Annotated in this window: 20 protein-coding genes and 5 pseudogenes; 10 read left to right on the top strand and 15 right to left on the bottom strand. The window is 57.6% G+C overall.

Features of this window, described 5'->3' with window-relative positions:
- Positions 1–925, bottom strand: a 925-nt coding sequence (locus IB248_RS29515) for a DUF3300 domain-containing protein (protein ID WP_192242110.1), incomplete at its 3' end; no start/stop codon positions are given.
- A 592-nt stretch (positions 926–1,517) separates the two neighbouring features.
- Between IB248_RS29515 and IB248_RS29510 the strand changes: the two are divergent.
- The 6 genes and pseudogenes from IB248_RS29510 to IB248_RS29485 form a co-directional block, all read left to right on the top strand.
- Positions 1,518–1,891, top strand: a pseudogene (locus IB248_RS29510) (IS3 family transposase); the annotation flags it as partial.
- Between the two features lie 284 nt (positions 1,892–2,175).
- The gene (locus IB248_RS29505; protein ID WP_169684492.1) at positions 2,176–3,183 is read left to right on the top strand and encodes an efflux RND transporter periplasmic adaptor subunit; all 1,008 of its coding nucleotides are present in this window, start codon (positions 2,176–2,178) and stop codon (positions 3,181–3,183) included.
- A gap of 10 nt (positions 3,184–3,193) precedes the next feature.
- Positions 3,194–4,954, top strand: a complete 1,761-nt coding sequence (locus tag IB248_RS29500) for an ATP-binding cassette domain-containing protein (RefSeq protein WP_192242108.1) — start codon at positions 3,194–3,196, stop codon at positions 4,952–4,954.
- A complete protein-coding gene (locus tag IB248_RS29495) occupies positions 4,951–6,090 on the top strand; it encodes an ABC transporter permease (protein ID WP_192242107.1) in 1,140 nt (379 codons plus the stop codon). The genes IB248_RS29500 and IB248_RS29495 overlap by 4 nt, the downstream gene beginning before the upstream one ends.
- The gene (locus tag IB248_RS29490) at positions 6,087–7,205 is read left to right on the top strand and encodes an ABC transporter permease (protein WP_210333091.1); all 1,119 of its coding nucleotides are present in this window, start codon (positions 6,087–6,089) and stop codon (positions 7,203–7,205) included. The genes IB248_RS29495 and IB248_RS29490 overlap by 4 nt, the downstream gene beginning before the upstream one ends.
- Positions 7,206–7,217: 12 nt before the next feature.
- A pseudogene (locus IB248_RS29485) lies at positions 7,218–7,597 on the top strand (IS3 family transposase); the annotation flags it as partial.
- Between the two features lie 32 nt (positions 7,598–7,629).
- Here IB248_RS29485 and IB248_RS29480 read toward each other — a convergent pair.
- Positions 7,630–7,839: a cold-shock protein gene (locus IB248_RS29480; RefSeq protein WP_169684498.1), complete on the bottom strand. Its 210-nt coding sequence runs from the start codon at positions 7,837–7,839 to the stop codon at positions 7,630–7,632.
- 363 nt (positions 7,840–8,202) lie between these two features.
- Positions 8,203–9,009 carry a GNAT family N-acetyltransferase gene (locus IB248_RS29475; RefSeq protein WP_192242106.1) on the bottom strand — a complete coding sequence of 269 codons (807 nt, stop codon included), beginning with the start codon at positions 9,007–9,009 and terminating at the stop codon, positions 8,203–8,205.
- A gap of 303 nt (positions 9,010–9,312) precedes the next feature.
- Here IB248_RS29475 and IB248_RS29470 point away from each other — a divergent pair, with 303 nt between their 5' ends.
- On the top strand, positions 9,313–12,051 hold the full coding sequence (locus IB248_RS29470) for a winged helix-turn-helix domain-containing protein (RefSeq protein WP_192242105.1): 2,739 nt from the start codon (positions 9,313–9,315) through the stop codon (positions 12,049–12,051).
- Positions 12,052–12,061: 10 nt separating this feature from the next.
- Here IB248_RS29470 and IB248_RS29465 read toward each other — a convergent pair whose 3' ends face one another.
- The 10 genes and pseudogenes from IB248_RS29465 to IB248_RS29425 all read right to left on the bottom strand — a co-directional run bounded on the left by IB248_RS29465 (position 12,062) and on the right by IB248_RS29425 (position 17,244).
- Positions 12,062–12,691 (bottom strand): pyridoxamine 5'-phosphate oxidase family protein, encoded by a 630-nt coding sequence (locus IB248_RS29465; protein WP_192242104.1) that lies wholly within the window; start codon positions 12,689–12,691, stop codon positions 12,062–12,064.
- A gap of 54 nt (positions 12,692–12,745) precedes the next feature.
- Positions 12,746–13,423 (bottom strand): isochorismatase family protein, encoded by a 678-nt coding sequence (locus IB248_RS29460; protein WP_192242103.1) that lies wholly within the window; start codon positions 13,421–13,423, stop codon positions 12,746–12,748.
- Positions 13,424–13,449: 26 nt separating this feature from the next.
- A pseudogene (locus IB248_RS29455) lies at positions 13,450–13,652 on the bottom strand (alpha/beta fold hydrolase); the annotation flags it as partial.
- Between the two features lie 19 nt (positions 13,653–13,671).
- A pseudogene (locus IB248_RS32065) lies at positions 13,672–13,824 on the bottom strand (alpha/beta hydrolase); the annotation flags it as partial.
- Between the two features lie 59 nt (positions 13,825–13,883).
- Positions 13,884–14,855, bottom strand: a complete 972-nt coding sequence (locus IB248_RS29450) for an alpha/beta hydrolase (RefSeq protein WP_192242102.1) — start codon at positions 14,853–14,855, stop codon at positions 13,884–13,886.
- A gap of 580 nt (positions 14,856–15,435) precedes the next feature.
- Positions 15,436–15,666: a hypothetical protein gene (locus IB248_RS29445; protein ID WP_192242101.1), complete on the bottom strand. Its 231-nt coding sequence runs from the start codon at positions 15,664–15,666 to the stop codon at positions 15,436–15,438.
- A gap of 108 nt (positions 15,667–15,774) precedes the next feature.
- Complete coding sequence (locus tag IB248_RS32060) at positions 15,775–16,119, bottom strand: hypothetical protein (RefSeq protein WP_246779322.1); 345 nt, start codon at positions 16,117–16,119, stop codon at positions 15,775–15,777.
- A gap of 132 nt (positions 16,120–16,251) precedes the next feature.
- Positions 16,252–16,485 carry a hypothetical protein gene (locus IB248_RS29435; protein ID WP_192242100.1) on the bottom strand — a complete coding sequence of 78 codons (234 nt, stop codon included), beginning with the start codon at positions 16,483–16,485 and terminating at the stop codon, positions 16,252–16,254.
- 302 nt (positions 16,486–16,787) lie between these two features.
- A complete protein-coding gene (locus tag IB248_RS29430) occupies positions 16,788–16,991 on the bottom strand; it encodes a cold-shock protein (RefSeq protein WP_029792702.1) in 204 nt (67 codons plus the stop codon).
- Between the two features lie 103 nt (positions 16,992–17,094).
- Positions 17,095–17,244, bottom strand: a complete 150-nt coding sequence (locus tag IB248_RS29425; protein WP_192242099.1) for a hypothetical protein — start codon at positions 17,242–17,244, stop codon at positions 17,095–17,097.
- 41 nt (positions 17,245–17,285) lie between these two features.
- Between IB248_RS29425 and IB248_RS29420 the strand changes: the two genes are divergently transcribed.
- Positions 17,286–19,184, top strand: coding sequence for a potassium transporter Kup (locus IB248_RS29420; protein WP_192242098.1), 1,899 nt, complete (start codon positions 17,286–17,288; stop codon positions 19,182–19,184).
- Between the two features lie 257 nt (positions 19,185–19,441).
- Here IB248_RS29420 and IB248_RS29415 read toward each other — a convergent pair whose 3' ends face one another.
- Positions 19,442–20,362, bottom strand: coding sequence for a hydratase (locus IB248_RS29415; RefSeq protein WP_246779321.1), 921 nt, complete (start codon positions 20,360–20,362; stop codon positions 19,442–19,444).
- A gap of 211 nt (positions 20,363–20,573) precedes the next feature.
- On the opposite strand from IB248_RS29415, the gene IB248_RS29410 reads away from it, so the two are divergent.
- Positions 20,574–21,404 carry a DUF4118 domain-containing protein gene (locus tag IB248_RS29410; RefSeq protein WP_246779320.1) on the top strand — a complete coding sequence of 277 codons (831 nt, stop codon included), beginning with the start codon at positions 20,574–20,576 and terminating at the stop codon, positions 21,402–21,404.
- Positions 21,405–21,631: 227 nt separating this feature from the next.
- Here the strand turns inward: IB248_RS29410 and IB248_RS29405 are convergent, their stop codons facing one another.
- Positions 21,632–21,901, bottom strand: coding sequence for a helix-turn-helix transcriptional regulator (locus tag IB248_RS29405; RefSeq protein WP_192242096.1), 270 nt, complete (start codon positions 21,899–21,901; stop codon positions 21,632–21,634).
- A 91-nt stretch (positions 21,902–21,992) separates the two neighbouring features.
- Here IB248_RS29405 and IB248_RS29400 point away from each other — a divergent pair.
- A pseudogene (locus IB248_RS29400) lies at positions 21,993–22,598 on the top strand (LysR family transcriptional regulator); the annotation flags it as partial.
- Positions 22,599–22,701: the final 103 nt, after the last annotated feature.

The following is a 22,701-nucleotide window of genomic DNA, read 5'->3' as shown; positions in this document are numbered from 1 at the left end:
TTCGGATAGTGTTTCGGTCGACGTTCGCCAACTGACTTCTGTCGATGTTGAGCTTGCTGCGGTCGACGTTCTTCCAGTCGACGTCGTTCCACTTAACCTTGCCGTTGAAATTGCGGTTGTTGAAACAGTTGTTGCAATCGACGTCGATGTCGCCGCCCCAGTTGCCGCCCCAAACGCCCCAGTTGTCCCAGTTGACCGCAGCCGCCCAGGCAACGCCCGTCACGGCTGCGGCGAAGAAGGCAGCACCGGGATACCAATAGTTCGAATAGGGCTGGTCGTAGTAGCTAATAGGCTCGTAGGCGTAGCCCGGGTCGTAGAGCATCTCCGGCGGATATTTCGGGATGTAGACTTTCTCGGGGTCGGTCGGCCGGATGACAACGTTGTCGCCCTCGTTGACGATCGTGATCTTGTCGTCCGTCTTGATCGCGCCCTTGGCCACCGCTTGGTCGCGCAGCTGTTGAATGGCCACAAGGACGTCCTTCTGCTGATAGGTGATCGCCTGTCCGAGCGTCTGTGTCCATTCCAGGTCGTCGTTCATCATCTTGACGACCTCAGGATAGTTGAGAAGAGAGATGATACTGCCATCCCAAGTCTCCTTGGGCTTAAGCTTGTCATCAGTCTTCTTCGTTTCAAGGAACCGGTTCGCCTCGACGATCTGCAGCGGAAACAGCGAGCTAGCCGTGATCAGTGCCACGAGGTCATCCGGATAAAGTGCGATGCGCGCGACAAGCGTCTCGAGTTCGTCCTCCGTCAAGGCCTGAGGCGTCGCTGCTGTTTCGGCGGTACTCGGTGCCGGCGCGGCGGCTGAAGCAGAAGCGGGTGCGGGCGCTGGCTGCTGCGCGTAGGCAGTCGGTAGCTCTGTCGGAATGACGAGCCAGGACACCGCCGCCAGCCAAGTTGCACACCAAGCAAGAAACCTTGTCATGATCGCACCTTTTCTTTCTTTGGTGGAAGACGGATCATCGTCTCCACCGGACGTCTGGGCAACCTCGCTTGCACCCGCAGAAAATGCAGCCGCCGGTCGAGCGAAAAATACTTGTGGATGCGGAGGCCCCTCGCAACGCCATGAAGACAGGCTAGCAGCAATCAGCCCCGGCCGCACGTACGTTACGGTAAATTACGGAAACTGATCTGGTTCTTGCCATGGAATTGTCCGACACGCGATGAAGTGATGGGCCCGTCGACCTGAGGCCCTCCCGTTCAAAGTCGTGCAACCAACAAGCATAATCGCGAGGGCGGAGCTTGGCTTCGCAGGTTGATTGTCCGAGCGCTTATAATGGGAGCATTACCTCGCTCACTTATTAAGTGAGAGATCCTGTCCGGTGATTTATCGAGCCATTTCTATGGCAAGACGGTCTCCGTGGCTGAGGTGGCTCGCCCTGCACGGGTCTTCCAAGGGTTGCGCGTAGGCCGAGCCGATCATCACAAACTGAAGAATGCGATTACGTCGGGGCGGACCGCCTGGAGGCAGCTGCGCCTCTATTCATATTTCCTACGCAAGCTCACGTTCACCGGGTCTGGGCCTCACCTAAATTCCAATGGCATAGTGCGTCGTCTATCTCTGCGCCGTCGTCTATTGGTTCATTCGTTGCGTGCCTTCATGGTGATCACGATAGAGACGGCTAATAGAGGCGGTCGAGGAGGCCCTTGCCCGGTATGGCAAGCCCGACATATTCAATACCGACCAAGGATCGTATTTCACGTCCGTCGACTTCACGGCGGTGTTGAAGAAGGGTGGGTTGGATGGATGGGAGGGGGCGTATGGCGGGACGACGTCCTTGTCGAGCGGCTCTGGCGGTCGATCAATTAGGAGGAGGTTTATCTTCGGGCCTTCAAAATTGTGTCCGAGGCCCGCGCTGGGATCGGCCGTTATTGGACCTTTTACAATACCCACTGACGCGCATGAAGGCGGCCGCATAATCGAGGCGTAACCACTTAACGAAACGCCGTGAACTGTTCAGACAAAGCGAGCCAGCTCTGTGATGGGGGTACTCTTCCACGAGCCGTTTGGCTCTGGTTCAAGCGCGCCAGACCTTGACCAGCTCGCCATCCAGGACGCGGAGACTATTCTGCGCGAATGAGGATATCCAAACCCGAATGACCTGATCAAATCGACCCTGCAGCACAGACCGAAACCAACGAGAAGTCGACTTAGCCGCGGAGATGAATGAAGTCATGAAGCGCATTCTAATTATCGTCGCTTTTCTCGCGATCCTCACAGGAGGCGGGGCGTATTGGTATCTCCATGACCGCAACGGCTCCGGGGGAGTTGTTCTCTATGGAAACATCGATTTCAGGCAGGTCGATCTCGCCTTCAACGGGAGCGAGCGGGTCGCGGAGGTGCTCGTCGAGGAGGGGGATCGGGTAAAAAAGGATCAGGTGCTCGGGAGGCTGGATACCAGCAGGCTCGCTCCCCAAGCGGCGCAAGCGGAGGCGCAAGCGGCAAGCCAGCGCGCCAACCTTGCCCGGCTAAAGAACGGCAGTCGCCCGGAGGACATCGCCCAGGCGCGCGCCAATCTCGGATCGGCGAAGGTTGAGGCGGCGAACGCGAGGGCGCAGTATGAGCGCCAAGGCTCCCTTGCTCTGCGAGCCGTCGCCAGCCAGCGCTCGCTTGAGATGGCGGAATCGGAATCGAAGCAGGCCGATGCCAAGGTGGAGGTTAATCAGAAGGCATTGGATCTGCTTGTGATCGGTCCCCGGATCGAGGACATCGAAGAAGCAGAGGCGCAGCTTCGCGCGGCGGATGCCAACGTTGCCCTGCTGCATCAGCAGCTCGCGGAAGCCAATTTGGTAGCCCCAGTCGAAGCGATCGTACGATCCCGGCTAATCGAGCCGGGGGAAATGGCTTCGCCGACGCGGACAGCGTTCTCGCTCGCCACAGTCAATCCTAAATGGGTTCGCGCCTATGTCTCCGAGACGCAAATCGGGCTACTGCGCCCTGGGATGAAGGCAACCATCAGCGTCGATTCCTTTCCGGGACGGCCGATACCGGGATGGATCGGTTTCATCTCCTCGGTCTCCGAGTTCACACCGAAAACAGTACAGACGGAGGAGCTCCGAAGCAGCCTGGTCTACGAGGTGCGAGTCTTTGTCGAGGATCCAGATAACGTCCTAAGGCTTGGAATGCCGGCAACCGTGAGACCGGATCTCGGTAGCGACGTCGCAGCGACCGCGCAGAAATAGGGTGAAAGCCATGAACGCCCAACAGACAGCCCTGGTCGCCAAGGACGTTCGCAAGACCTTCAAGCGCGACGCCGGTAAGCCCGTCGATGCCCTTGCTGGCATCTCGCTTGAAGTGGCTCGCGGAACGCTGACGGCCCTGGTCGGCCCGGATGGCGCCGGCAAGACCACGCTATTGCGACTGGCCGCCGGCCTGGTCGCACCAGACGCCGGCAGCATCGAAGTCATCGGTATCGACGTCGCCCGTTCGCCGCAACAGGTCCAGGACAGGATTAGCTACATGCCTCAGCGCTTCGGTCTTTACGAGGACTTGAGCGTCCAGGAAAACCTCGATCTCTATGCCGATCTGCACGGGATAGAACAGGAGCAGAGGAACAACATCTACCCGCGTCTGTTCGAGATGACACAGCTCGGGCGGTTCAAGGAAAGGCCGGCGGGCAAGCTCTCGGGAGGCATGAAGCAGAAGCTCGGGCTTGCCTGTACGCTCGTCCGCTCGCCACAACTGCTGCTCCTCGACGAACCGACCGTCGGCGTCGATCCGCTCTCCCGCCGCGAGCTTTGGGAGATCGTCCACAAGCTCATCGTGGAAGACGAGCTCTCTGTGATCGTGTCGACATCCTATCTGGACGAGGCTGAGCGCTGCGAACACGCCGTGCTGATGCATGCGGGACAAGTTCTCGCCAAGGGGCGGCCAGCGGACATTACAGAAAAGGCAAAAGGAAATTGCTTTTTGATGAGGGACGCAAAGGGCATGCCGGCGCGATCACTCCAAGCCCGGCTGTTTTCACTTCCCGGCGTCGTTGATGCAGTTCCGGAAGCTGGACGCGTCCGCGTGGTGCGCAAATCTGCAGAGCATGAACGACCGCTCGAGGTGGAGGGTACAAAGCTTGAGATCGAGGCGGTAAAACCTCGCTTCGAGGACGCCTTCATGATGCTTTTCAATGAGGCCACAGGCGACGAACGACGCGAGAGCCGGACAGAAAGCTCGAGCCAACATCCGGCCTCTGCTGAGACAATCGTAGAGGTGCGGGACCTTGTCCGCACCTTTGGCGACTTTACCGCTGTGGACCATGTCAGCTTCGGCGTGAAGCGTGGCGAGGTCTACGGCCTACTGGGACCGAACGGGGCCGGCAAGAGCACGACATTCAAGATGCTCTGCGGCCTTTTGCCGGCAAGCAGCGGCACGCTGCAGGTAGCAGGGGCGAACCTATTGACTGCGGGGGCAAAAGCACGCCAGCGGCTCGGCTATGTTGCACAGAAGTTCTCCCTCTACGCCCAACTCACTGTCGATGAGAACCTGGAATTCTTTTCCAGCGCGTATGGGCTGCGGGGACGCGCCAAGCGCGACAGGATCAATACCCTGAAGGAGCAGTTCGAACTTGGACAATTCTCTGGCCTTCCGAGCGGACAGTTGCCCGGCGGTTTCAAGCAGCGGCTCGCACTTGCGGCAGCACTGTTGCACGAACCCGACATCCTGTTCCTCGACGAGGCGACTAGCGGGGCCGACCCGCTGGCGAGGCGGCAGTTCTGGGGGCGGATCACTGCACTCTCAGAACAGGGCGTCACCGTCATCGTGACGACCCATTTCATGGAGGAGGCCGAGTACTGCGATCGGATCATCATTCTGGACGCAGGCAAGAACCTTGCAGAAGGCACCCCCCTCGAAATCAGGACACACGCAAAGAGCACGGAAAACGACGCCCCGACCATGGAGCAAGCATTCATCGCGATCGTTGAGAAAGAGCGGCAGAAGTCCAAGGAGAGCACCTCATGAGCGATCAGGGACGAAGTGGCCTGACCTCGGCACTCAGGCGTATACGCGCGCTGGTGCGCAAGGAAGCCTGGCAGCTCCTGCGTGACCCTAGCAGCATCGCGATCGGCATCATCATGCCGGTCGCTCTTCTCGTGCTTTTCGGCTACGGCATCAACCTGGACATCAAGAACGTCCCCGTGGCCATCGTCATCGAAGACGATTCTGGCGCGGCGCGCGGCATGGCATCAAGTTTCGAGCTCTCGGACTATTTCTCCGCCCGAAGAGTCAAGACCATGGTGGAGGCCGAGCAAATGCTGATGTCAGACGATATCAGAGCGATCGTCCGCATTCCCAGAGATTTCGCGCGATCGATCCAGCTCAGCACTGCGGAAGTCCAGTTAATCGTCAACGGGGCGGATTCCAATACGGCGCGGATCTCGCTCGGTTATGCGCAGGGTGCGGTTGGGGTCTGGGCAGCGAAGGAGGCGGCCCGAAACGGTGGCACGGTTTCAGGCATCACGATTGTTAGCCGGCTCTGGTTCAACGAAGCCAACGACAGCACCTATTTCCTCGTACCAGGTCTCATCGTGCTGGTGATGACGCTGATCGGCGCGCTGCTTACCGCTCTTGTCATGGCGCGGGAGTGGGAGCGCGGGACCTTCGAAGCACTGTTCGTCACCCCGGTTCGTTCAGTGGAAATCCTGCTCGGAAAGACGATCCCCTATTTCCTGCTTGGACTGGCGGGGCTGGCGCTCTGCGTCGTCGGCAGCAAGCTTTTGTTCGGGGTCCCGTTTCGTGGCTCGCTGGTCATCCTCACTATCGTATCGATGCTCTATCTTCTCGTCGCGCTCGGCCTCGGGCTGGTCATCTCATCGGCGACCAAGAGCCAATTCGTCGCGAGCCAGGTCACCCTGTTTGCGACCTTTCTTCCAGCCATGATGTTATCGGGCTTCATGTACGATCCCCGCAGTATGCCGTTCGCTGTCCAGATCATCACCTACATATTCCCCGCACGCTACTTCGTGACGCTCCTCCAGACTTTGTTCCTCGCCGGCAACATCTGGGGGGTCATCCTGCCAAACGCCGCTGTACTCGCCGCCATGGCGGCAGTGCTGCTTGGGCTCTCGGTGAGGCTTACCCGAAAGAGGATCGCATGATGCTGGCGTCGTTGTTTCGAATCCTGACAATCATCCGTAAGGAACTCCTTGTCATGCTGAAGGATCCGAAGAGCCGCGCAAGCGTGCTGCTGCCGCCAATCTTCCAGTGCCTCATCTTCGGTTATGCCGCTAGCTACGATCTCAATACCGTCCCCTATGCGCTGGTCGATCAGGATCACAGCGCGACATCGAGGGCCCTTGTCGCCAAACTGGAAGGTTCCGGGGTGTTCCAGCGGCAAGCGACGCTGACCCAGACAGCCCAGGCGGCCGCGTTGCTGGACACGAAGCAGGTGGTCCTCATCGTCGTCATCGGACAGGACTTCGAACGAAAGCTTGAGAGCGGCGCCTCGTCGATCGTCCAAGTGGTTGCCGACGGACGTAACTCGAACACAAGCGGCGTCGCCCAGGGTTATGCAAATACGATCATAGGAGACTTCTCAAGCAACTGGCTTGCCCAAAGGCGTTCTCCAGGCGCGATCCAAGTCACGACCCGAGCGTGGTTCAACCCGCAACTCGAAACCCGGTGGACGATGGTACCGTCGCTCATCGGAACCATAACTATGATGATGACGATGTTGCTGACGGCGATGTCGGTCGCGCGCGAGCGTGAGGAGGGAACCTTCGACCAGCTCCTCGTTGCTCCGTTTACACCGACCGAGATCATGATCGGCAAGGCCGTGCCTTCGATGATTGTCGGCATCGTCCAGGCCTCTGTAATCCTGTTGGTCGCGCTGTTCTGGTTTCGGATTCCCTTCGCGGGATCGTTCGCTACCCTCTACCTGGGACTTGCGCTATTTCTGGCGGCCGCCATCGGATTTGGACTGTTCCTGTCGTCGTTGGCGGGAAACATGCAGCAGGCGATGGTTTTGTGTTTCATCTTCCTCATGCCTTTCATGCTGCTCTCGGGATTGATGTCGCCGACGGACAACATGCCAGAGGTTTTGCAATACGCGACCGTGATAAATCCCTTGAAATACGCGATATCGATCACCCGACGCGTCTACCTCGAGGGCGCGCATGTCAGGGAGATGATGCCCGACATGTTAGCGCTCGTTGCCATCGCCGCCGTCACCATGCCTGTCTCGGCATGGATGTTCAGGCGCCGATTGAACTAGGGTCTGATGCGTCTGATGGCCGTGTGGCGGCGGCAAGCCAAAGTACCAGATACTGATCCATTCGGACCAAGGCTCTCACCAGCATGGACTGGGCCTCGTTCCTGAAGCACCATAACCTGGTCCACGCGATGAGCCGTCGAGGCAATTGTCACGACACCGCAGTCGCGGAAAGCTTCTTCAATCTTCTGAAGCGCGAACGGACATGCCGCAGGCTCTACCTTTCACGCGATGAGGCCCGCCAGGATGTGTTCGATTACATTGAGATGTTCTCCCCTCCGAAACGCAAGCACGTCAGAAACGGGATGCTGTCGCCCGTCGAGTTCGAGAAGCAGCAGAAAATCTCTCCCGAGGGTGTCTACGAAACCCGGGGCGGGGCCAAATCACGCCGCTAAGCGCCCATGAGACGCTGCGGCCGAGATCAAATCTAAAGCAGGTCGATGTTGATTGCCTTCGGACCCTTTCCCATGCGATCGGGCTCGGTGTCGAAAGAGACCTTTTGACCCTCGCGTAGCGTTTGAATGCCGGATGCTTGTAGCGCCGAAATATGTACGAACACGTCCTTGGCGCCGCCGTCGGGGCTGATGAACCCAAAGCCTTTGTCACCATTAAAGAATTTTACTATGCCTGTAGCCATTTCTTCCCCCAACGTGAGCTTGATACAATGCAGAAAAAAGACGGTTCTGCAAGCCGGTTAGAACGCCGATGGTGAAGTGCGGCACCTGTCTGTGGATCGGAGGCTAGCACTCGTCCTCGATCTGTCGGAACGCGTCCCCGTCGGGACCGGTTGTCCAAATAACGCACGGCCTATTGTCTGCGGTCGTGGCACTTCCCGCCGGCCATGAGGTGCGCCATTTGGCGTTTATGGTACGAAATATTCCAATGGCGCAGCTTTGGCACATTGCGATGCCGGGAGCGGAGGCGGTCCACCACATCAGGTCAGGTCTCCTAACGCATTATATGGCGGGTGTAGAAATTGGCCCGCTTGACAGCAAGCTCCTCACAAACGGAAGTTGCTGCGATTGTAGATATGCACGAAGCCCATTTTCTCTAAATTGGAGTTCGAAATGTTAGGCTTTTCGGCCGACGGCACTTCGGTCTCGACTACGAAAGTCGACACTCCATGGTCAGCGCCTTCTTGTAGGCGAGCTTGAATCAAAGCTTTCTGGGCACCGCGGTTTCGAAAGCTAGGCACGGTCGTTCCTCCGCCGAGCCAGGCATAAGATCCTGAAGCGAACATAGCTCCCGTTCCCACAGGTGTCTCCCCGTCTAACGCGTAGAAACACGACCATCCGTCTCTTCCAACGATTGCGGCCCACAGAACGGTAAGGCTTTCCGGAAAACCAAACCCGGCACACATCATGGCGCCGAATACCTCGGCTTCATCGAGTCGAACTTTTCGTGTTTTCACGGCGCTCGGCGAAGGAAGAGAGACAGTGTCGGTGGTTTGCCTCAGCTTTGCCCACCCAGGACCATAAGGAAGCAGCCCTTTCGACTGGATCCAATGTCTCAGTTCGTTAGATGCAGCGTCGACGTTAAGCTGTAAAAAACGATTCCCCGGCCTCTTTTTCATCCAGTCGTAGGCTTCATCGAGATCTTCACTTGTCGTCAGGCCGAGGATGCGGTTGAGGCCAATTGCAGGCGCGCGTGGAAGCGAAATCGTGCATCCGCCATTGATGGGAACACATTCGAACTGTTCCTTGCCCCGCAATCGGCCATGGGCGGCCTCATATAGATCAATGAAAGCCTTAGCCTCAATGGCGTCTTCTACTGTAGGGCAGGGGTGATCGAAAGAACAAGGATCCAAGGGAGCACTCCTAAGGCGGAAACTTCGCCGAAAGCCGATAACGGGAGTATTGGATTAGACACAGAACAATCGCGGCAGCGACTTCCCGTACATTTGTCAGAGCGGAATGTTGGTGATAGCATTTTGCGCAGATGAATACCGCCTTAAGTGATTTGTCAGTAAACCAAATGATCTTCCAATACGGCCAAGATCTGAGATGAGACGTGGTGCATGTCATCTCACCAGCATGCGGCGCAACCATGTCTCCATAGACCTTCATAATTGGCTAAGCGGTGTAACGTCTAACTCTTTCATCATACGAGGGTGTCGAACGCCGGTGGATCGCAAACTTTGTTGAAACAAACCGCTTACAAATTTGGCAATTTCCGGCTGATCCCAGAGGCCCAAGCTCTCCTGTATAACGGGCAGCCCGTCGGACTTGGCGGGCGAGGTTTTGATATTCTTACCCTGCTTGTGACGCGGGCTGGCGAGGTAGTGAGCAAAGCAGATCTGTTCGCACACGTATGGCCAGACTATATCGTTCACGACCACAATCTGAAGGTCAATGTCGGCAATCTTCGACGTTCGCTGGCCGAACTCGATCCTGCCACCGAGTACATTGCCACGATCCCGGGGCGGGGCTACAAGTTCGTTGCCGCTTTGGAAAGCGACCACCCGGCGCCAGCGCGGCAAGTCGCGCCAACCAAAAGTCACCATATCGCTCCACCCCGAGTTCGGCAGCTTCTCGGCCGCGACGACGCAATCCGACAAATCTCCGAAAAGCTCGATCAACCCGGTTATGTCACCATCGTTGGGCCGGGTGGAGCCGGAAAAACATCACTTGCGGTCACGGTTGCTCAGCAATCCTGCCTGGCAGGCGAGGCTATTGCCTTTGCGGATCTCTCGGCGCTCAGCGACCCGCGATTTGTGGTGCCAGCGATCGCTTCCGCTCTCGGCGTCTCGCTTGGATTTGATGACCCGATCGCAGGGGTGATCGACGTCCTTCGTGGTAACCCGCTGCTTCTGATCATTGACAATTGTGAGCACGTCATCGCAATGGCCGCGACGATCGTCGAGCGGATATCAGCAGATGTTCCTTCTGCCCGGATCATTGCGACCAGCCGCGAGCCGCTCCGGACGCGGCACGAGCAAATCCACTTCCTCTCCGGTCTCGCTTATCCGCACCAGACGACGGCGCTTTCCCCCATGGACGCCCTGCAGTTTCCCGCAATCCAGCTGTTCATTTCAAAGGCGTGCGGTTCCGTAGATGCTGCGCCTTCCGGCGATTATGTCCGGAGCGTCGTCTCGATCTGCACACGTCTGGATGGGCTGGCACTCGCCATCGAACTGGCTGCTGGCACAGCCAGCGTTCTTGCACCCTCCGCGCTCGATGACCTCTTCAGGGATGGCTTTGATACAATGAATCGGGGAGCAAGGGATGCGCCATTGCGCCACCAATCCCTGGAGGCAACCCTCGACTGGAGCTATCGGCTTCTTCCTGACCGCGAGGCTGTCCTGCTCGGCCTGCTTTCGGTATTTTCCGGCCGTTTCAACGCTGACGATGTGGAGGCCCTGTATTCCGCCGGCGCCCTCGAGCCAATGACTGGGCGGGATGCACTGTCGCAGCTTGTGGCAAAATCGCTTGTTTCCGCGGAATATGATGGCTCCACTATGTACTATAGGCTTGCCGAAAGCACTGGCACCTATGCCGCGCGGCGTCTTTTAGGTTCTCCCTATAGAGAGAATGCAAGACGCCAATTTGCCGTTCGAACAAGGGACAAGCTGCAGATCGCCGAACGGGAATGGTCTTCGCAGACGTCTCGTGAATGGCTCGGGAAATATCGGAGGCAGATCGACGATGTGCGTGCCGCGATCGGCTGGGCGTTCGATCCTGCGGGCGACGCCGCATTGGGTGTCGAACTGGTGGTCGCTGCATTGCCGCTTTGGCAAGAGCTTTCCGCGTTCAGAGAGATGCTAGAGGCCATCGATCTTGCAAGCTCGAACAGCACTGCCCTGGTAGGGCTTGCACCGTTGGGGCGAACAAAGCTGTCCACCGCACGGGCCTGGGCCATGACACTTGCGCGCCACATGCACCCGCAAACCGACGACGCTTGGCGCGAAAGCATCTTTCATGCGAACGGTTCCCGCGATGCCGAGTTTCAAATGCGCGCGGTCTGCGGACAAGCCGTCTTTCTGGCCTATTCCGGCCGCCCGCGCACGGCGCTACGCAGCATGAACGATTTTGCAGTAGCAAAGGGCTTGGACTGGGCGACCGCGCCAGACGGGAAGCGACTGTTGGCGCATATCCAGATCTACGCAGGTGAACTGAATTCGGCATCGGCCCATCTGGAAGCGTTGATGAATGATTGGGGTCACGTGAAGGAAGGTTATGGACTCTCCCGGTTCCAGGTCGACTTGCCGGCCGGCATACGCCTATCTCTGGCGCTTGTGTCCTGGTTACAGGGTGACTCTGATCGTGCCTCCGATCTAGCCAGTCGTGCCATCGATCGTGCCGTCGATCTTGATCACATGATATCCCTCGGCAATGCGGTCTCGCTGGCGGCGTTGCCGATTGCTTTCGTGGACGGCAATCTCGAAACTGCTTCGCAGCTTCAGCTGCAGCTGGCCGACGTCAGCCGCCGTGAAAGCGTCGGCATTTACGAGGGGACAGCCACGTTTTTCGCCGGTGCGATCCAGTCGGCTCGAGGTGACAAAGCAGGTTTCACCTTGATGCAGGACAGCATCACTGGCTTGCTGCGGGGAAGCTGGCGCGCTCGAGTCCCGTTCTACCGCAGCTTGTTGGCGGAGGCCTATATAGCCGCTGGCGAGATGCAATTGGCCGAAAACAGCCTGCGCGCCGTACTTGGCGAAATCGGGATACGTGAGGAACGCTGGTGGCATCCGGACCTCTGGCGCGTTGCGGGAATGATCGAAGCCGGACACGCTCGTCCACACCAGGCGATGCGCTATTTCCAGAAGTCCTTGGATAGTGCGGTTGCCATGGGTGCAGGCGCTGCGACCAAACGGACCCGCCTTGCCATGGCTGCGGTGGATAGGCGCTAACCTTGGCGCGTCACTCTTTTCTCCGCACGTCAACCCGCTCGCGAAGCGACGCATTTGCCTGCTCCAGCTGAGTAATCTTGTCGATTAGATGTTGTGAGGCCGCGAGAAATTCGGCTTCCGTATATCGTGGCTCGATGTGCTGCGGACAATTCCAGTCGAACGCCTCAAGCTTGAGCTTGAAAATTCGTTCGGCCTTGGCTCCATAATCACGGTCGGTGATGCTCGCCGTGAACACTGGATCTACGTCGAGCGCCAGCTTTTCGGCGCGGGCATAAATCTTCAGGCGCGTACGGGCGGGATAGTCCATCAGGAACAGGCATGTCCGGTCATTCTCTGCCAGATTGCCGGTGCTGATATACTGGCGATTGCCGCGGTAATCGACGAAGGCAAGCGTGCGATCGTCAAGCACCTTAAGAAAGCCTTTAGGTCCGCCGCGATGCTGGACATAAGGCCAGCCAGTCTCCGAAACCGATGCCATGTAGAAGCTGTCGCGCTGCGCGATGAATGCGGTTTCTCTCATAGAAAATCGGTCGAATTCGCGGTGTCCCTTGAAGTCGGACCATAGACGATCCGCTCCCATTTCCGCTTGCGCCCTGCGAACTGAAGGAGTGATTGCGATATCCATAAAACCATAGGTCATATCAGTGAACCCTCATTGTATTGTCAGTTCGCAATGCGTGGGATGCATACGGTGCTAGATTGCCTCCTTCGCGGCCTGCTGCGCGCGTGCATGGCTCTCTGCCACAGCAGCATAATTTGGCGCGACGAGTCCATAGAGTTTGCCGAGTTCTGCAGCTTCGGGACGTGCCCAAGTCCGGTGAAGCTCGGACAGCAATGCGTTGGTCGATGTCGGCTTGACGCCGCCCTGCACAAACCGGGCAAGTGAAATGCGCGATGCCATTTCGCTAGGATCACCCGACGCATCAAGGACCGCATAGACGTCATAGCCGGCAGCACGGGCGTCGAGCGCCGGAAACATCACGCAGACACTGGTCCAGACGCCTGCCATTATGAGAGTGTTTCGACCGGTCGCGCGAACCGTTGCGACGAAATCGTCATTGTCCCATGCGTTCACTTCCCCCTTGCGCGGCACATAGACTGCATGCGGGGCCAGTTCGTGGATCTCGGGCATCAGCGGACCATTGGTGCCGGCAGGTTCCGAGGCCGTGGTAATGACAGGGATATTCAGGAGCGTGGCGAGCCTGGAGACCATCTCCACATTCCGGCGCAGGTCAGAAATCGAGATGTCCTTAACTGTCTGGAACAGCCCTGACTGGTGATCGAGAAGCAGGATCAGGGCGTCGCAGGGATCGATGAGGGCTGCGCCGCCACCGGTCGGAAGCACGCTCGGCTTGGATTTGCTATTGTACATGGCTGTTTTCCTTCTTTGGGGTTGAGTTACTGGGGCAGATTTCGGGTGAGGAAGTCGCGTATAACGGGGATCATCTCGTCCGCCTTGTCCTCAAGGGCGAAATGTCTGGTGTCGAAGAAATGAAGTTCGGCGTCGGGAACGTCGCGGAGATAGGCGCGCGCGCGCCGTCGGGCAGGAAGATGGGATCGTTCTTTCCCCACAGGATCAGCGTCGGAGGCCGATGTTCGCGCACCGGGTGGCGAGCCGTAGGGGTGCTGAGCGACAAGCACTTCGAACCCGCGGCAAACAAGTTCGCTATGGACTTGTTGCCACCCGGAGCCATCAACAAAGGCGCCATGTACGAGGACGATCGAGAGGGATGGCTCCCCAGCTGCCTGGGCGCCCGAAACGGGATTGGTCATGATCTTTCCTTTAGGGGGGCGCGGAGCAACTGGCCCCCCGGAATGAATTAGCTATTTGACTAGTTGCAAACCTTGCGGTCCAGGAAGTCGCGAATGAGCGGCGCCATCACGTCGAGCTTGTCCTCAAGGGCGAAATGGCCACTGTCGAGGATGTGCATCTCGGCGTTCGGAAGATCGCGAAGATAGGGATGGGCACCGGACTCAGGGAAGATCTTGTCGTTCTTGCCCCACACGATCAGCGTCGGCGGTTGGCGGTCGCGGAAGAACGCCTGGAATTGCGGATAAAGTGGTACGTTGCTGCCGTAGTCACCCAAGAGGTCTAGCTGGATATCCTTATTGCCCGGCCGATCGAGCAATGCCTGATCAACGACCCAATTGTCGGGGCTGATATGCGCCACATCGCCCATGCCGTCGGTATACTGGAACTTTGTCGTTTCGAGCGTTACCAGGCCGGCGAGTGCTTCCCGACGCGCCGGCGTCTTCTCGGCCCAATAGGCCTTGATCGGGTCCCAGAATGCGGCGAGGCCTTCGGTATAGGCATTGCCGTTCTGCACGATCAGTGTTTCGACCCGCTCCGGATGTTTCAGCGCCAGGCGGTAGCCGATCGGTGCACCGTAATCCATGACGTACATGCTGTAGCGATCGACGCCGACCTGTTCGGTTAGCTTGTCGACAATGTTGGTCAGGTTCGCGAATGTGTAGGAGAACTTAGTGTGATCGGGTGCGTCGCTCTGGCCATAGCCGGGATAGTCCGGCGCAATCACGCGGTAGCGGTCCGCGAGCAGCGGAATAAGGTTGCGGAACATATGTGATGAGGTCGGAAATCCGTGCAGGAGAAGGAGGACCGGCGCGTCATTGGGGCCGGCTTCGCGGTAGAAGACCTTCACACCGTCGATCGTCGTGCTCTTATATTGAATGACCGGAACAGCCTTTGCGGCGATGACCGCGTTGTTCGGCAGGCACCGAGCTTCAGCCGCCACGGGAGAGATGGCCATGAGAAGTGCGACGGTGGCGAGAAGATGTTTGTTCATAATGTTTCTCCTTTTCCAAAAAGGGTGCCGATCCACATCAGCACCTCTGGAAAAGGATTAGCATCGCCGGTCTTCGGACCCGGGATAAATAAGGGTAAAAAGTTGAACGGTGCGGCACAGCTGACCCGCTCCAAAGCGTTTGCAGGGTGTGCTCTAAACATGAGGTCGGGGCGCCACCGCACGTCCAATCATGTCTAATTTGAGTCTAGCACCTCGATGTGGATCGATTCGCTCGGAGGGTGTCCTTGTCTGAACTTACTAGCGCATCAATTTTGATCTTTACTACAGAACCTCAGCGGAGCCGGGGCTCCATCGGCCCTTGAACGATGGTCGCCGGATCCATTCCCATCAAGACCGTAGGAAGCACACGGCGGACCTCGATTAATAAGGCCTAAGTCACTTTCGCAAGTGGTTGAAATTAGGGTATAAATTATCTCAGAGAGTTTGGCGAGGCGAGTCAGGGTAACAATCTCATCGTCCTCGACGTGTTGGCTATATTGAGCGATGTCTGCGGCAAAGATTGTTGTGAGCTTTCTACCCATACCCACCCCACGTTTTGGATAACATTGGAGTTTTGGCTTTAGGCAATCCCTTCCGGCGCGGTTTCCTGCATCGAGGATGCCGAGGCGAGCATTGTCACCGGGTTGGCGGATACAAACAGAGAAGAATGCGAGTTTATAATCCTCCCCGACGCCAACTTTAGAAGAGGACCATCGATATCAACGACAGTCTCGGTGAACACAAGCTCACCCCATCCTTCTGACGTTCCCTCGATCATCACGAAGCGATAACCCGTCCCGATACCAAACATTTAGAAGTTCCCCAACTTTTCCCGCAGCTTGCCATTTGGGGCAACGATGTCAAGCATCGCAGCGCCGCGTCGCTACAATGCGCGGGTGACTTGAAGCGAGCTTCCTAATCACGTCGGATGCGCCTGGAGGGCTGCATAGGCGGACGATTCCGCTTTCTTCTTCAGCTTGCGCAGAACTGGGGTCTTCTCAGCAGTGTTCTCCTCGTCATCGGGATCGTAGGCGGAGCCGACCTCATCCATCCTGTGTTTTATGGCGAGCGCGTAGATGGTATTCAGGATAATCGGATCCCTTACATGAGGATCGGTAAGCGCCAGAAGCGAGGCCCGCACAATCTTCTTGCTGGTCGCCTTTGGACAACGGTTCAAAACGAAATCGTAAAGCCCCTTGCCGGAAAGACCTTCTGTGGCGCCATCCAAAAGCGCTTCATAGACTCGTTTCCGTTTTTCACCCATGTTTGCCCTCCTCTTGAACGTGATGCGACAACTCCGTCATAAAAACGTCATATGCAATAGACTGCATCGCGCAAAACGTGAGCTCCTTGCGGTCGTTCCGATCCGGAAGGATGGGCGGCGACGGATTCCTGATCAGTCGAGCTTGATCACATCCCTGAACGCGACCGTCCTCACGATCTCTCCATCCTCGTTGGCAATTTCAAAAGCGCGACCGTCAATCTCCTCGGACTGCATCACCAACTCCGCCACCATCTCCCTCGCGGCCTCGTTCGCTTCGTTGATCGCGTCCGATAAGGATGGCAGTTCAACGCCGTCCTCGTCCCGCTCATAGCCATCCATATCCCTGATGTGGAAGAAAAACTTCATCTGCCGCTCCGTCTACATGAGCAACGCAGGCGAGGGCACGACGTTCCAGCGCGACAGTGACGCTTCTGCCTTTGCGGACGTTGGGTCCTTTCGGCGTCGCGGCTGGAGCCGTCGTCATCTCAGTTCTCTCGCGGACGAGGCCCGCAGATCGCTTGGCTTCGACACGCTAGCGACGACCGAACGATTGCGTCTGAGGTGGGCCAGGCTAAGGAGCTTCCGCGGTAGTTGAAAGCCATCATCCTCACAAGATGCAAAGGATTGCAGGCCTTCTTGCCAAGAGTGGTCGCGCTAGCACGCGACCATCAGATGGCACGGACGTTTTCTGCCTTCGACTTCCCAGTCTTGCGGTCTTGGCCGACCTCGTAAGAAACCTTCTGGCCTTCGCGTAGCAACGTGGATCCCTGTACGGCGCTCACGTGCACGAATACATCCTGGCCGCCACCGTCCGGCGTGATGAAGCCGAAGCCCTTGTCTTGATTGAAAAATTTTACAGTCCCGTTCGCCACAGCAGTCTCCGAAGCAGCATGTTGATTGAAGGGGATTCATAACGGTCAGTGGTTCTATCCGCAACGTGTTTTCGGACGTAAGCCAGCCGCCGGAACGGGTTCCCTATCTCCAGAAGCGCTTCGTATCGAGCACGTCTTCGACCGACGTCTGGGCCTTGTCGATCAAAGCCCCCTCGTCGGCGTATGAGACGACCGACTCCCTCGCCGGATGGTCTGCGAGACCGTACTTTGCCACGGCATTCAAATTTAACAATTCGGCCCCATATCTGCGGTTCAAGCAACCGCGAGATATTCATGACCGCCACCGCGCATGCAGGCAATGACAATCAGAACTCGAAGCAGCTGGCGGTTCTTGTCCTCGGCGCGATCGGTGTTGTCTATGGCGACATCGGGACAAGTCCGCTCTACGCCTTTAGGGAAGCTCTCCGGCCATTTGCCCATGACGGCGTTGCGCCGCACGAGGTGATCGGGCTCATCTCGCTGATGATCTGGACTCTCACCATTATCGTCACCTTCAAGTACGTCCTCTTTCTCCTGAGAGCGGATAACGACGGGGAGGGCGGTACACTTTCCCTGCTGGCACTGCTCATGAAGAAGACCAGCCGGCACGCAACCATCTTTTTTTTCGCGGGCATTATCGGGGCGGCGCTCTTCATCGGCGACGCCATGATAACGCCGGCCCTGTCGGTGCTTTCGGCACTGGAGGGGCTTAAACTCGTCACGCCCATCTTTGCGCCGTATGTCCTGCCGATCGCTGTGGCGATCATGCTCCTGTTGTTCCTTATACAGTCAATCGGCACGGCAATCGTCGCCAAATTCTTTGGCCCGATCACGCTGCTGTGGTTCGTCGTCATGGGTATTGCTGGCCTTCTGCACATCGCCGACGATCCGACAATTCTCCTGGCCATCAACCCATACTATGCGTTGGATTTCCTCACCCATGCCGGCTTCGTTGGCCTCGTCATTTTGGGTGCGGTCTTCCTGACGGTCACGGGAGCGGAAGCCCTTTACGCCGACCTCGGGCACTTCGGTCGCAAGCCGATCCAGGTCGCATGGTTCGTCGTGATCTTTCCATCGCTTGCGCTCAACTACCTCGGCCAAGGTGCTCTCGTTTTGAGCCACCCGGCTGCCGCCACCGACCCGTTTTTCCTGATGTTTCCGGAGTGGGCGTTGCTTCCCGCAGTCCTTCTCGCGACCGCTGCGACTATCATCGCGAGCCAGTCCGTGATCACCGGCGCCTTCTCGCTTGCCCGTCAGGCAATTCATCTGGGATTTTTGCCACGGCTGGAGATCTGTTTCACTTCCGCTTCCAACACGGGCCAGATCTACGTTCCCGCCGTCAACGTCGTCCTGCTGATCGGCGTGCTCGCACTGATTACTACCTTCGGATCTTCGGAAGCGCTTGCGACTGCCTACGGAATTTCCGTTACCGGCGCGATGGTCGTAACCACTGTCTTGTCGTTCCAGTTTCTTAGAGTCGTATGGGGCTGGAAGGTGCCGACGGCTCTCCTGGTCCTCTTACCGCTTCTTCTGCTCGAATGCGTGTTCCTAGGGGCCAATCTGCTGAAAATCCACGATGGCGGCTATGTTCCAGTCATGATTGCTGGCGTGTTGATGGTCATGATGTGGACTTGGAGAAAGGGGACAAAATTCGTCCGAGCGAAGGCTGCGAACAATGACGTTCCCCTCGAGCGTTTCCTTGCGTCGCTCGAACGGAGGTCGGATCATGGGCCGGTCCAGGTTCCGGGAACCGCCGTCTTCCTATCAAGCCTGCCCGACATGACGCCCAATGTCCTGCTCCACAATCTGAAGCACAACCGGGTCCTTCACCAGCATAACGTTATTCTCAACGTGAAGACGGCCCCGCGGCCGTATGTCTCAGAGGATGACAGAGTGACCCTCAGGAAGCTTTCAGACCGGTTCACCTCGATCCAGCTGCTCTACGGCTTCATGGAGGACCAAAACATATCCGCCGCCCTGCCGCTCTGCCGCAAGGCTGGCTTCGACTTCGAGATCATGTCGACATCCTTCTACGTCGGCAAGCGCAAGCTCGTCGGCGATCCGAACACCGGCATGCCGCACTGGCAAGACAAACTGTTTATCGCCATGGCGGGCTTTGCCATCGATCCCTCAGACTACTTTCAGCTTCCAAGCAACCGCGTCGTCGAGCTCGGGGAGCAGATGGTGATCTGAGGTCCTTCAATCCACCGATGCAGTTGCGCAAGCTTGTTGCGAAGATGAGGAAGGGGGTCTGGAATTGTTATTGCGGTATCTCAGAGAACGGAGCCGGGATCGCGTTCCGATCAAAGTGCTCCTGTCGCGTGACATGTTCCTGTGTGGGACCGTACTCAATCTGGTGACCACGGGCCTTGCGATCCTGATCGTCCAATCTGGGTATCCAGACTGGCTGGCCGTCGTCGTGTTCTTTCTGCCAATGCCATTCAACACCTTCATCTGGGCCGCGGTCTGGCGCGGAGCCGACCAGATCCCCGTTTTCGCCGCTTGGATCGCCCGGACGTTTGGCACTGGCTAGCTGGATATGACGGTCGTCGTCTGATTTCGCCTCGGCTATTTTTTCGGGAATCTCCATTCGGCCCTGATCGGGTAAAGATACACTCGATCTGGCCGAGCGGGCCGAAATCGGCCGCTAGATGCTGGCCCGGCCAGACCTGAAGAATTTTCGTACACGAGCCAGTTGCGACGATCTCGTTCGGCTCGAGCTGTCGTCCCTTTGCCGCAAGCTCGGCTGCGAGCCAGGTGACGGCATTCAGCGGGTCACCCATCACCGATGTCGCCTTCCCCGAAAAGACGGTATGCTTGAAGAGAAACGTCGTAACGTCGATCCTGGAAACTTCGCTAGGCGGGAAGCGTGGAACAGGATCGCCGCAGATCGTTGCGACATGCAGGCCGAACTCCGCGATCGCCGTAAAGTCGCCAATGAACGTCCGGCGTGTCCTGCGGCCAATGATCCCAATGGCCGGCCGACAGGTAAGAATGGCGTCGCGGGCAGTTCTAATGTCTATCACCTCTCCTGGCTCCGGGTAGGATCGGCGCATGGTGAACACGAACTCACACTGGACTCCTATCGTTTCAGGTGGAAGCCGGAACTCCTTTATCCCTTCAATAAGCGTGGACGAGGGAATTTCAGCGTAGACCGGTGTTGTCAAACCTAGCGTCCGCCGCGACGCGTCGCTCGTACCGACGATTGCATAGCCTTTTCGCTCAAAGCCCAGCGCGTCCTGTGCGATCGCCTGAATGTCGTAAGCCTCCTTTTCGGAGGTGATCAGGTTCAGCGGAAGATCGCAGAGGTCCTCGCGGCGTCGGCTCTTGGCAAGGATGTCGGCAGTGGCGTCCTTAAGTTCGAAATACATCTTCGTGCTCCAATTCCTAAGACTGGCTGTTCTATGAACATGGTCGTTTCGGCGTCAGGGATCCATGCGAACGCGAGCTCGGAGAAATCAAAATCTCATTATGATGACGGCTTCGAGAGCTGCACTTATGCGGCGCTTATAAATCTTCATTTGCTCTCACATGGAATTCAAATCCATTCCGGCCCACTTTTGTCTGGTAGGAGGATCGATCATGTCCTTGAACAGCGAGCTGTCCCAATCTGCAACTGGCGCCGCGAGAACGCCTGACGCCAATGATCTTGGTCTTTCAGATATGCCGCTGGTGCTCCAGTATCTCACTTCCTTGGTCCTGGCGGGGTTGGCAACGGCGGTTGCCGCCGGCTTTGATCGCTACGAAACCATTCCCAACCTTTCGCTAATCTATGTTCTGCCTGTCGTCGTCAGCAGTGTCGCATTTGGTCTTGGCCCGGCGTTGTTTTCAGCGCTTCACGGAGCACTTGCCTACAACTTCTTCTTCACCGAACCCCGGTTCTCGCTTGTGGTAGCGGACACCGCCAATATCTGGGCGATCGTACTGCTCTTCGTCATCGGCTGTATAACCAGCACCCTCGTGTCGTCGAACCGGCGCGACAAGTCGGAACTCAACCGCTTCCGTCTGCAATTGGGAAAACTGAAAGCCTATACGAGGCAGATGATTGCGGCGACTTCCGTGGAGCAGGCGAAGAGTATCACGCGTGCAACGCTTGCGGATGTGCTCCGGAGACCGGTCGCCATCATTTACATCGGTCCAGATGATGAAATGGAGGTCGTAAGTGATTCACGGCTGACTGATTTGGAAATAGATGCGGCGAGAGCGGCATCCGGGTCGAATACGTTGGTGGCGGCGGATGTCTACCCCTTCGATAACTCTCGCTTTGACTTCTGGCCTGTTCCAGCGACCGTGGACCAGACAATCGTGATCGGCGTCGCCTTCGATCCGGGTCGTCGACCGGCGAATGTTGGTGCGTTGATGGAGACGGTTGCGCTGATCCTTGCAGCGACGATTGAACGCTACAAGGAGTAGCTCGGCTGCGCGGTGTGTTCTGGCGCAGTCGCGTCAATGGCTTCGAATCCGCCGTTCGCGGAACCCTCTAATTGTCAAACAGGTCATCGTTAGGGTGCCGAGCCGATGACGCCGTTCACGTTATAGGCGGCGATCATCATGCAGCGCTCGGGGTCGAGTGCGAAGCCGTCGCCATGTCGCCGGCCTCTTATTCGACCACCCACCACACGCACGACCTCACTTGAGCCCTAATCTCTTCCCTTAGGTTTGCGGCCCGAGCGAAGCGGTTTGGGCTTTCCCTCATGCGGACCAATTTCTTTAAACAGGGCTGCAACCCCGACCGAAAGAACAAGTGCGAAAGCCTCTAGGGTGGCCACCGTGACGTTCTCTTCACCCCGTTCAACTCGCCCCACATAGGAACGGTCGATACCTGCCTCCAGTGCGAGCCTTTCCTGCGACAGACCTCGCTCCACGCGAAGGCGCCTCAAATTCCATCCTATGGTCTGCTTCGTGTCCATCAGCGCAGAACACATTTAAACGGCTTGACAATCGACGGACTGTAGGTCCCATATTGGCGATTGTTGGTTTGTATGAGGCGGAGGATTAAAGGTGGAACTGCGCCAACTCACCTATTTCAAAGCGGTGGCCGAGGAACTGCACTTCGGCCGGGCGGCAGCCAGGATGCACATTGCCCAGCCGGCCTTAAGCAATCATGTGATGTCGCTGGAAAGGGAGCTTGGCTGTCCGCTGTTCATCCGCTCGACCAGAAGGGTGGAGCTGACCCGGGCAGGGGAAACCTTCTATGATCGTTGTGTGCGGATCTTAAGCGACATCGACCTGACCACCGAACTGACCCGGGCAGCCGGCGGCAGCCGCATCCGCCAGATCAGGATCGGCAGCATCTACCCGGCCACGATGGGCATGCTGCCAACCTTCCTTGCCAAGATCGCCCGCAAGTATCCCGATGTCCGCATCCATATTGCGTCGGGCAATACCGGCGAGATCATCCGCGGCCTGGAGACCGGCCAGCTCAATTTAGGCTTCATCCGGCCGGTGGAAAACATCGGCTCGTTGCGCTTCGTCTCGCTTGCCCATGAGCGCTACTACCTGGCGGTTGGCCGTGCCAATCCGCTGGCAGCCAAAGAGGAGATCAGCATCGACGATCTGCGCACTCAGAAGATCATCGCCTTTAACCGGCAGAACCTGTCTTTTACATGGGGTAATCGCGGCGCGATCTCCTCAGTGCATTTTTACTAGATGGTACTGGCTGGGTTGGTTGCCCCCGATAAGATGGAAATACGGGCTCACGATTGGAACC

It is taken from the genome of Rhizobium sp. RHZ01 (genome assembly GCF_014851595.1).
GTDB lineage: Bacteria > Pseudomonadota > Alphaproteobacteria > Rhizobiales > Rhizobiaceae > Rhizobium > Rhizobium altiplani.
This window is presented reverse-complemented; position numbering and strand designations above follow the sequence as displayed.

What these genes read in the sequence shown, in the direction of transcription:
- IB248_RS29480 (WP_169684498.1), bottom strand. Translation starts at nt 7,839, where the DNA reads ATGGCTACAGGCATAGTAAAATTCTTTAATGGTGACAAAGGCTTTGGG.
- IB248_RS29445 (WP_192242101.1), bottom strand. Translation starts at nt 15,666, where the DNA reads ATGTTTGGTATCGGGACGGGTTATCGCTTCGTGATGATCGAGGGAACG.
- IB248_RS29465 (WP_192242104.1), bottom strand. Translation starts at nt 12,691, where the DNA reads ATGACCTATGGTTTTATGGATATCGCAATCACTCCTTCAGTTCGCAGG.
- IB248_RS29420 (WP_192242098.1), top strand. Translation starts at nt 17,286, where the DNA reads ATGACCGCCACCGCGCATGCAGGCAATGACAATCAGAACTCGAAGCAG.
- IB248_RS32060 (WP_246779322.1), bottom strand. Translation starts at nt 16,119, where the DNA reads ATGGGTGAAAAACGGAAACGAGTCTATGAAGCGCTTTTGGATGGCGCC.
- IB248_RS29450 (WP_192242102.1), bottom strand. Translation starts at nt 14,855, where the DNA reads ATGAACAAACATCTTCTCGCCACCGTCGCACTTCTCATGGCCATCTCT.
- IB248_RS29405 (WP_192242096.1), bottom strand. Translation starts at nt 21,901, where the DNA reads ATGGACACGAAGCAGACCATAGGATGGAATTTGAGGCGCCTTCGCGTG.
- IB248_RS29415 (WP_246779321.1), bottom strand. Translation starts at nt 20,362, where the DNA reads ATGTATTTCGAACTTAAGGACGCCACTGCCGACATCCTTGCCAAGAGC.
- IB248_RS29505 (WP_169684492.1), top strand. Translation starts at nt 2,176, where the DNA reads ATGAAGCGCATTCTAATTATCGTCGCTTTTCTCGCGATCCTCACAGGA.
- IB248_RS29500 (WP_192242108.1), top strand. Translation starts at nt 3,194, where the DNA reads ATGAACGCCCAACAGACAGCCCTGGTCGCCAAGGACGTTCGCAAGACC.
- IB248_RS29490 (WP_210333091.1), top strand. Translation starts at nt 6,087, where the DNA reads ATGATGCTGGCGTCGTTGTTTCGAATCCTGACAATCATCCGTAAGGAA.
- IB248_RS29435 (WP_192242100.1), bottom strand. Translation starts at nt 16,485, where the DNA reads ATGAAGTTTTTCTTCCACATCAGGGATATGGATGGCTATGAGCGGGAC.
- IB248_RS29495 (WP_192242107.1), top strand. Translation starts at nt 4,951, where the DNA reads ATGAGCGATCAGGGACGAAGTGGCCTGACCTCGGCACTCAGGCGTATA.
- IB248_RS29460 (WP_192242103.1), bottom strand. Translation starts at nt 13,423, where the DNA reads ATGTACAATAGCAAATCCAAGCCGAGCGTGCTTCCGACCGGTGGCGGC.
- IB248_RS29410 (WP_246779320.1), top strand. Translation starts at nt 20,574, where the DNA reads ATGTCCTTGAACAGCGAGCTGTCCCAATCTGCAACTGGCGCCGCGAGA.